Genomic DNA, 7574 nt, shown 5'->3' with positions numbered 1-7574 from the left:
ATTATCATTTGTGCGATCGCGCACAGCCAACTGACACTACACTGACACCATCTGCGAAGGGGAATGACCTTGACTGACGTGACTGACATCATTTCCATGACAACTGAACCCCGTTCCAATAGCCAACTCCTCGCCACAATTGAGGTTTCGGGGGCACACTCTCAACAGGTGTATAACCAAGTGGTCAACGATCTCCTTCGCCACACACAAGTGCCAGGATTTCGCAAGGGCAAAGCCCCCCGACAGCTTGTATTGCAGCAGCTTGGCAAAGAGCGTCTGCGCTATCTTGCCATGGAAAAACTGATTGAGGATGCTGTCAAAACCGCCGTCGAAAAGAACAATATCCCCTACCTAGGCAACCTCGAACTCGAAGGGGGCATTACAGAGCTACTGGATCAATTTCATCCCGGCGAAAACTTTTCTTTCAGCGTCACCTTTGATGTCGAACCAGAAGTTACGGTCACAGCCTATAAAGGGTTAACCATTGAGTACAGTCCCGTCACCTACAATCCCGCAACCGTCGAGAAGCTCTTGCAGCGGCACCAACGGGAGCACGCCACCCTCATTCCCGTAGAAGACCGGCCGGCTCAGTGGGGCGATGATGTCACCCTGAAACTAGTGACCAAAGATGAAAATGGGGAAGTGGTGAAGGAACTCTCAGCAGATGAATTGCCCCTGTCCCTCGATGAAGATCAACCCTTTTTGCTCAAAGAAATTCCTGCTGCTGTTGTCGGCATGAGTATTGGTGAAGCGAAAACGGTGTCTGTTACCCAGGCAGCAGAGGTTCCCAAACAGTTGACCGCTGAGATTGAACTCTTGGGAATTAAAGGCCCGGAACTGCCCCCCCTAGACGATGCCTTTGCCGCTGAGCACAGTGAATTTAGCACGATGGCAGAATTGCGGGCTTATTTAGAGCAAAATCACCAAGAGCGAGCTAAAAATCAAGACAAGCAAGCCAAAGAAGCTGCCCTCATTGATACCCTCATTGCTCAAAATCCCGTTGAATTGCCAAAAACCCTGATCCATAAAGAAGCGGCTGTGAAGGTGCGGACCACTTTGATGCAAATTCAGTCCCAAGGTGTTGATCTCAACAAGATCATGACCGAGGAACTCTACGAGAAAATGCGTCAAGAGGCAGAGCCGGCGGCGGCTAAGGAGGTCCACTCCCGTTTGCTGTTGAAGGCGATCGCTCGCCAAGAGGGTATTGAGCCCAGTCCCGAAGCAGTTGAGGAACGACTAAACCGCTACAAAGAGGTGGTGAGGAACCAAACGGCAAAGGATCTGGAACGACTCCGCGAATTGGCCCACGATGAAGTGCAGCAGGAGCAAGCCCTCAACTGGCTCCTAGAGCAAAATACATTTCAGCCGGCGCAGTCCGACACAGCCACTGAGCAGTCCCCAGCAAGCGCTGAAGCGCCAGAGGATACCCAGACGGAGGCCGTTGCCGCAAACCCATCCAAGCTGCAAAAACGATCTGGCAAAAAAGCAAGTTCTGCCCCATCCCAAGAATAGTTCGGCATAATGAAGGTGATGATCCCTACGGGGATAAACCGCTAGTTACAATCTAGTTACAATTAATTACAAACGAACCGTCATTTTAGGCAACTATGCTGCAATCGCGTTACGACCATCCCCTTAGTGCCATTCTGCGCTCTCCAGCGCTCAACCTGCCACCTACCCATGCCAATATTGTGCCGATGGTGGTTGAGCAGTCGGGGCGGGGTGAACGAGCCTTTGACATCTATTCGCGGCTCCTCCGCGAACGGATCATCTTCCTAGGTGGGGGTGCAGGCGATCGCCGGGGCATTGACGATGCGGTTGCTGACTCCGTTGTGGCACAGCTTCTATTTCTTGATGCCGAGGATCCGGAAAAAGACATTTACCTGTACATCAACTCACCGGGTGGCTCGGTCACAGCCGGCATGGCCATCTACGATACGATGAAGCACATTCGCCCTGATGTGTGTACCCTCTGCTTTGGCTTGGCGGCAAGCATGGGTGCCTTCTTACTGTCCGGCGGTACTCCTGGCAAACGGATGGCGCTGCCCAATGCTCGGATCATGATTCACCAGCCCCTCGGAGGTGCCCAGGGTCAGGCCGTGGATATTGAAATCCAAGCGCGGGAAATTCTCTACCACAAGCGCAAGCTCAACGAACTCTTGTCACAGCACACGGGGCAACCCATCGAGCGCATTGAAGCGGATACGGAGCGGGATTTCTTTATGTCCGCTGAAGAGGCAAAAGCCTATGGTCTGATTGATCAGGTGGTGACGCGGCAGACCCTCCCTAGCCACTAAGTACACCCTACGTGCACCCCTAGAGGTTCCCTATGGCCAAATATGACACCCACCTCAAGTGCTCCTTTTGTGGTAAGTCACAGGAACAGGTGCGCAAGCTTATCGCGGGCCCTGGGGTCTATATCTGTGATGAATGCGTAGAGCTGTGTAATGAAATCCTCGATGAGGAATTGGCCACCGTTCCCAATGTCGCCGCTCCCCGTCGAGAATCCACGCCGTCGCGATCGCCCCGCAGCACACCCCGTAGTCGCCCCCTCAGTCAGGTCCCCAAGCCTCGGCAAATCAAGGAATTTCTTGATAAGCATGTGGTCGGGCAGCACGAAGCCAAGAAAATCCTCGCGGTTGCAGTCTACAACCATTACAAGCGCCTGAGTCTTCTGGATAGCGATCAGCGGGGCGATGACAACGTCGAACTGCAAAAGTCCAATATCCTGCTCATTGGCCCGACGGGTTCCGGCAAGACTCTCTTGGCTCAGACGTTGGCGAAGCTCCTCGATGTTCCCTTTGCGGTTGCCGATGCCACCACCCTCACGGAAGCAGGTTATGTGGGGGAAGATGTGGAAAATATCCTGCTGCGGTTGCTGCAAAACGCCAATATGGATGTGGAGGAAGCACAGCGGGGGATTATCTACATTGACGAGATTGATAAAATTGCCCGCAAAAGTGAGAACCCCTCAATTACCCGTGATGTTTCGGGGGAAGGGGTACAGCAGGCGCTACTGAAGATACTGGAGGGGACGATCGCCAATGTGCCACCCCAGGGGGGGCGCAAGCATCCCTACCAAGACTGCATTCAAATCGACACGACGAATATCCTCTTTATCTGCGGCGGCGCCTTTGTGGGTTTAGAAAAGACCATTGAGCAGCGGGTGGGCAAAAAAGCGATGGGCTTTGTCCGTGATGGCGAGCTCCTTCCCAAGGAAAAACGCTCTGCGGATATTCTCAAGGAACTGGAGCCCCACGATCTGGTGAAGTACGGCATGATTCCAGAGTTCATTGGCCGTATTCCGGTGGTTGCTGTGCTAGAGCCGCTGGATGTGGCGGCCTTGGCAGAAATTCTCACCCAACCTCAAAACGCGCTCCTGAAGCAGTACCAAAAACTGATGCGCATGGACAGTGTGGAGTTGCGCTTTGAACCGGCTGCGGTGGAGGCGATCGCCCAAGAGGCCTACCGTCGCAAAACCGGTGCCCGTGCCCTGCGCGCCATTGTTGAAGAGATTATGCTGGATGTAATGTACGAACTGCCCTCCCGCAAAGATCTGCGGGAATGTACCATCACTCCCGAAATGGTGGAAAAACGCTCCACGGCTGAACTGCTCCTGCATCCTTCTTCGCTGCCGACACTATCGGCATAGGGTTATAGCTACGGAGGACTAGAAGAAAACGTGGCTATCGGGCATCAAGCTCAACTCAAGGGGAACCGCATGGGGATCCGTCTCTAGGGTAGCGCGAATCAAATGGGCAACGGTGGCCGGTCGCAGGAGTTTCTGGCGATCAATTTTGAGGCTGACAGTATCCCAAAAGGGGGTATCCACACCGCCAAAGTAGAACAGGCTAAAGCGAATGCCATAGCGCTTCAGTTCTTCGGCCATACACTTGCTAAAGCCCACTACCCCAAATTTTGCAGCACAGTAGGCCGACCCCATCGCCATTGAATGTTTACCGAGAATGCCGACAATGGTGCAGATGTGTCCCTGCTGCTGCGCTTTCATGAGTTCGGCAGCCTGTTGGGTGGTGTAAAAGCAACCCTTGAGGTTAAGGTCTAACATTTGATCTAGTTCAGCCGCAGTAATCTTTTGATAGGGCTTGAGGAGGCCAGCGCCCGCTGCGTTGATCAATACATCGAGTCGTCCCTGTTGACTGCGGATAGCTTGCATCAATGCGCTCACTTGCTCCGGTTGGGTGATGTCACAGGGCTGAATTTGTACCGTTACTGAGGAGGGAAGTTGCTCTGCCAAGGCCTGCAGGCGATCGCGCGAGCGTGCCGCTAAGACCAACGTGGCACCGGTTTCTTGGAGTTGCTCGACAACGGCTTGACCAATACCCCCTGTGGCACCCACCACTAACACCACACGATCTGCTAAGACACTCATTTTGTTACATTTCTTTATGTTTACCCTTTTATCCTAGCGTTTCTTGAATGCCCGAGAACCTGCCAATGGCTTAGGCGATCCAATTTAGAAAGACAAGCCTTTGTTCTGCGTATTAGGATTGAGCCGTTAGGCTTCTCGCCTAGGTGTGACGGAGTTGGGATGAATGACGCAACAACCACAACCCCCCTCTACCCTTCGGGTTGGTCAGTGGGGATGGAGAATGATTGGCTTGGCGGCCCTAGGGGCGATCGCGGTTGGCACGCGGACGTGGTGGTTTGTGCGCTATGAATTAGCTCCTGAAATCGCCCAACAACTGCAACAGCGCCTCAATCGGCCAGTGGAAATTGGTAGCGTCGAGTACGTCGGGCTGAATGTTGTGCGTTTTGGCGCCTCAGCGGTTCCCAGTTACACGCCAGAGAAGGGTAGCCCAGAATTGGACAATGCCCTAATCAACAGCATTGAGGTTGCCTTTAATCCATGGCAGCTCCTGACGGGTCAAAAGCTCGATATTGAGATTACCCTCCACCAACCCCAACTCACGGTGGTTCAGGATGCCCAAGGGCAGTGGTGGCGCACGGAAGTTAAGCTGCTAGAGGAGGAGCCGACCTTCTTTCAACTGAATCAAATCAGCGTGAAGGTGCGGGATGGCTCTGTGCTGGTTCAGCCCTTTCAGCGTCCTGCCTACCTGCTGCGTCGAATTCATGGGGGATTGACCCTGACGCCCGATCGCCAGCAGTTTGCCCTTGCTGGTCAACTGGCAGGACACCTGGCCGGCGGTGGCCAATGGCGATTGCAGGGGGACTGGAACCAATCCCAAGAAAGGGGACAACTGGATTTGCGCTTTAGGAAGATTCCCCTTGCGCTCGGTAATGAGATTCTGCCAAGGACCATTCGTGTCCAAGGGGGCCAACTGGCGGGGCAGTTGCGCGTTCGCCTTCCTCTGTCAGAAACACCCCAAGTCACGGGTCAAATTTGGTTGCGCGATGGTAGGCTGCGCACGGCCTTTGTGCCCCAGGATATCAAAGCAGTGCAGGCCCATGTGCAATTGCAGGGCAATCAGGCAAAGCTCCACTATTTGCGCGGGGCGATCGCTAACGTCCGCTGGCAGGCTGCAGGCACGGTTAGTCCTGAAAGGGGCTGGAATATCAATGCTCAAGTGTCGAGGTTTGACCTCATCCCCACCTTGAGGGCCTTGCAGATTACGCCGCCTGTTCCCCTCAAGGGTCAAGTAGAAGTTCCCACCTTCCGCCTGCAGGGGGATCTGGAGAATCCTAAAATCGTGGGTGAACTGCGCAGCCAAAGACCTCTCCAAGTGGATCAACTGCAACTGCAACAGGTGAGGCTGCCATTTATGGCCTCCCTTGAGGGGGGGGTTAGGCTGATGGATGTCCGCGCCCAGTTGGTGGATGGGGGTGAGGTACGGGCAACGGTAGGGATACAGCCCACAGGGGAGTTTCGCGGCCAAGCACAAGTGCAGCGGGTGAATCTGCAGGCGATCGCCCGCCGCTATGATGTGGTTCCCCCCATATCCCTAGGGGAGGGCTTTGCGCACTTGGATTTTCGTGGCAGTCTGCGTACCCCAGAGGCTTGGCAGGCCAATGCGGCCTTTCAACTACCGACTGCTCAGTATCCACTGCGGGGCACCGCTCGTCTGACGCAAACCCAACTGGTTGTTCCTGAGTTTCAAATGCAGTTTCTCGGCGGGAGTCTGCGGGGTCAAGTGCAAGCCGCTGCTGGTCGGTGGCAGTTACAGGCTCAGGTCGCAAATATTCCCCTGCGGCAGTTGAATCAAGATTTACAAGGTCGGCTCAGGGGGCAGGCGATCGCCCAAGGGCGAGTGGATCAACTGACGTTGCCAGCGATTCGCGCCAGTGCCAATCTCGAAGTCGATCAAACCCCCACAGGGGATCCCCTGATTGCGGCTGTGAACTGGGATGGCCAGCAATTGCAAGTCCAACAAGCCACCCTCGGTGCTATCCGCGCCCAAGGAACCATTGGCGTTGATTTGGCGGCTTTAAAACCTACTGACATTCAATTGGGCATCCAAGCCAGGAATCTCTCCCTGAGTAGGTTAAGTACCGTCTTGAAACCGAATCTCCCTGTTTCCCTCGTCCTTGCCGGCACAACGTCCTTTGAAGGCCAACTCACAGGCCGCCTCAATCGGCTCCAGTTTCAGGGGACACTGCTGACCCAAGGATTGGCAGTGAATGATTTACGCTTTGCCCCTCAACTCACGGGCACGGTTGCCCTGGGCCAACAACAGGGGGCAACCCTCAATTTACAGGGTGGGGGCGATCGCTTGGCGCTTCGTCTGGATGCCGATGGCTTACCCCACTCCCTGCTGATTCAACGGCAACAGGCGCAACTCATTGGTCAGCGCCAAGGGGAAATCTTTGATCTGCGTCTTCAGCAATTTCCCGTGGAATCCCTGCGGTTACGTTTGCCGGAATTTCCTAGGGATGCCATTCTCGCAGGAGTCGCCTCTGGCGAGCTACAGTTGCAAAACTGGACAAGCGCTCAGGGCAGTTTTACGGTAGAGCGACCGGGATTAGGGGCATGGCGGGGCGATCGCCTGCAAGGGCAATTTCGTCTGAGGCGCGATCGCCTGACGATTCAATCGGGCCTTTTTGAAAAAGGGAAAAGTCGCTATGAATTCACTGCCGATCTCCAGCCTCAGCAATTGGGGGCGCAGCTGGCGATTGCCCAAGGCAATTTGGCGGATTTGACAGGACTAGCCACTGTCCTCGGGATTGCTCAACCCACCGCTCGGGGCACTGCTGCAGATTTGGGTACACCCACCGCAGGGGAAGGTCTGCCAGTATCACTGCTAACGCAAATTCGCCGCCTTGCCGAAATCGAGATGCTACAAGCCCAAGCGGCTTTGGTGCGGCGGCCGGAACTACTGCCCTCCCTAGATCAGCTTCAGGGCATGTTTAATGGCCAAATCAATCTGAGTCAAACCCCCCAGTCAGGTCTTGTGGCCAGCTTTGATCTCAAGGGCGCCAATTGGCAGTGGGGAAATTACCAAGTGGATCAGTTTCTTGGTCGCGGTCGCTTTGCCCAAAATCGACTGGTGCTGACGACCCTCAATATGCTCATCAACGGTGGGCAATTGAATGTCAATGGCATTTTCGGCGGTAACCAGCAAAAGGCCCAACTGCGGCTAGCGCAATTCCCTGTGGGT

At 54.7% G+C, this 7574-nt stretch carries 4 protein-coding genes and 1 pseudogene; 4 read left to right on the top strand and 1 reads right to left on the bottom strand.

Features of this window, described 5'->3' with window-relative positions; translation table 11 throughout:
- Window positions 1-78: 78 nt before the first annotated feature.
- The 3 genes from tig to clpX all read left to right on the top strand — a co-directional run bounded on the left by tig (window position 79) and on the right by clpX (window position 3652).
- A complete protein-coding gene (gene tig / locus H8Q75_RS00980; RefSeq protein WP_297039684.1) occupies window positions 79-1512 on the top strand; it encodes a trigger factor in 1434 nt (477 codons plus the stop codon).
- A gap of 95 nt (window positions 1513-1607) precedes the next feature.
- Complete coding sequence (clpP, locus tag H8Q75_RS00975; RefSeq protein WP_024125397.1) at window positions 1608-2297, top strand: ATP-dependent Clp endopeptidase proteolytic subunit ClpP; 690 nt, start codon at window positions 1608-1610, stop codon at window positions 2295-2297.
- Window positions 2298-2329: 32 nt separating this feature from the next.
- The gene (gene clpX / locus H8Q75_RS00970) at window positions 2330-3652 is read left to right on the top strand and encodes an ATP-dependent protease ATP-binding subunit ClpX (RefSeq protein ID WP_024125398.1); all 1323 of its coding nucleotides are present in this window, start codon (window positions 2330-2332) and stop codon (window positions 3650-3652) included.
- Window positions 3653-3670: 18 nt separating this feature from the next.
- On the opposite strand, the gene H8Q75_RS00965 is transcribed toward clpX, so the two are convergent.
- The gene (locus tag H8Q75_RS00965) at window positions 3671-4390 is read right to left on the bottom strand and encodes an SDR family oxidoreductase (RefSeq protein ID WP_041429190.1); all 720 of its coding nucleotides are present in this window, start codon (window positions 4388-4390) and stop codon (window positions 3671-3673) included.
- A gap of 163 nt (window positions 4391-4553) precedes the next feature.
- Here H8Q75_RS00965 and H8Q75_RS00960 point away from each other — a divergent pair.
- Window positions 4554-7574 (top strand): annotated as a pseudogene (locus tag H8Q75_RS00960) (DUF748 domain-containing protein); the annotation flags it as partial.

The organism is Thermosynechococcus sp. OHK43 (assembly GCF_014466085.1).
In the GTDB taxonomy this organism is placed as follows: Bacteria; Cyanobacteriota; Cyanobacteriia; order Thermosynechococcales; family Thermosynechococcaceae; genus Thermosynechococcus.
Note: the sequence above shows the minus strand (reverse complement) of the source record. Positions and strands in the feature narration are given on the sequence as shown.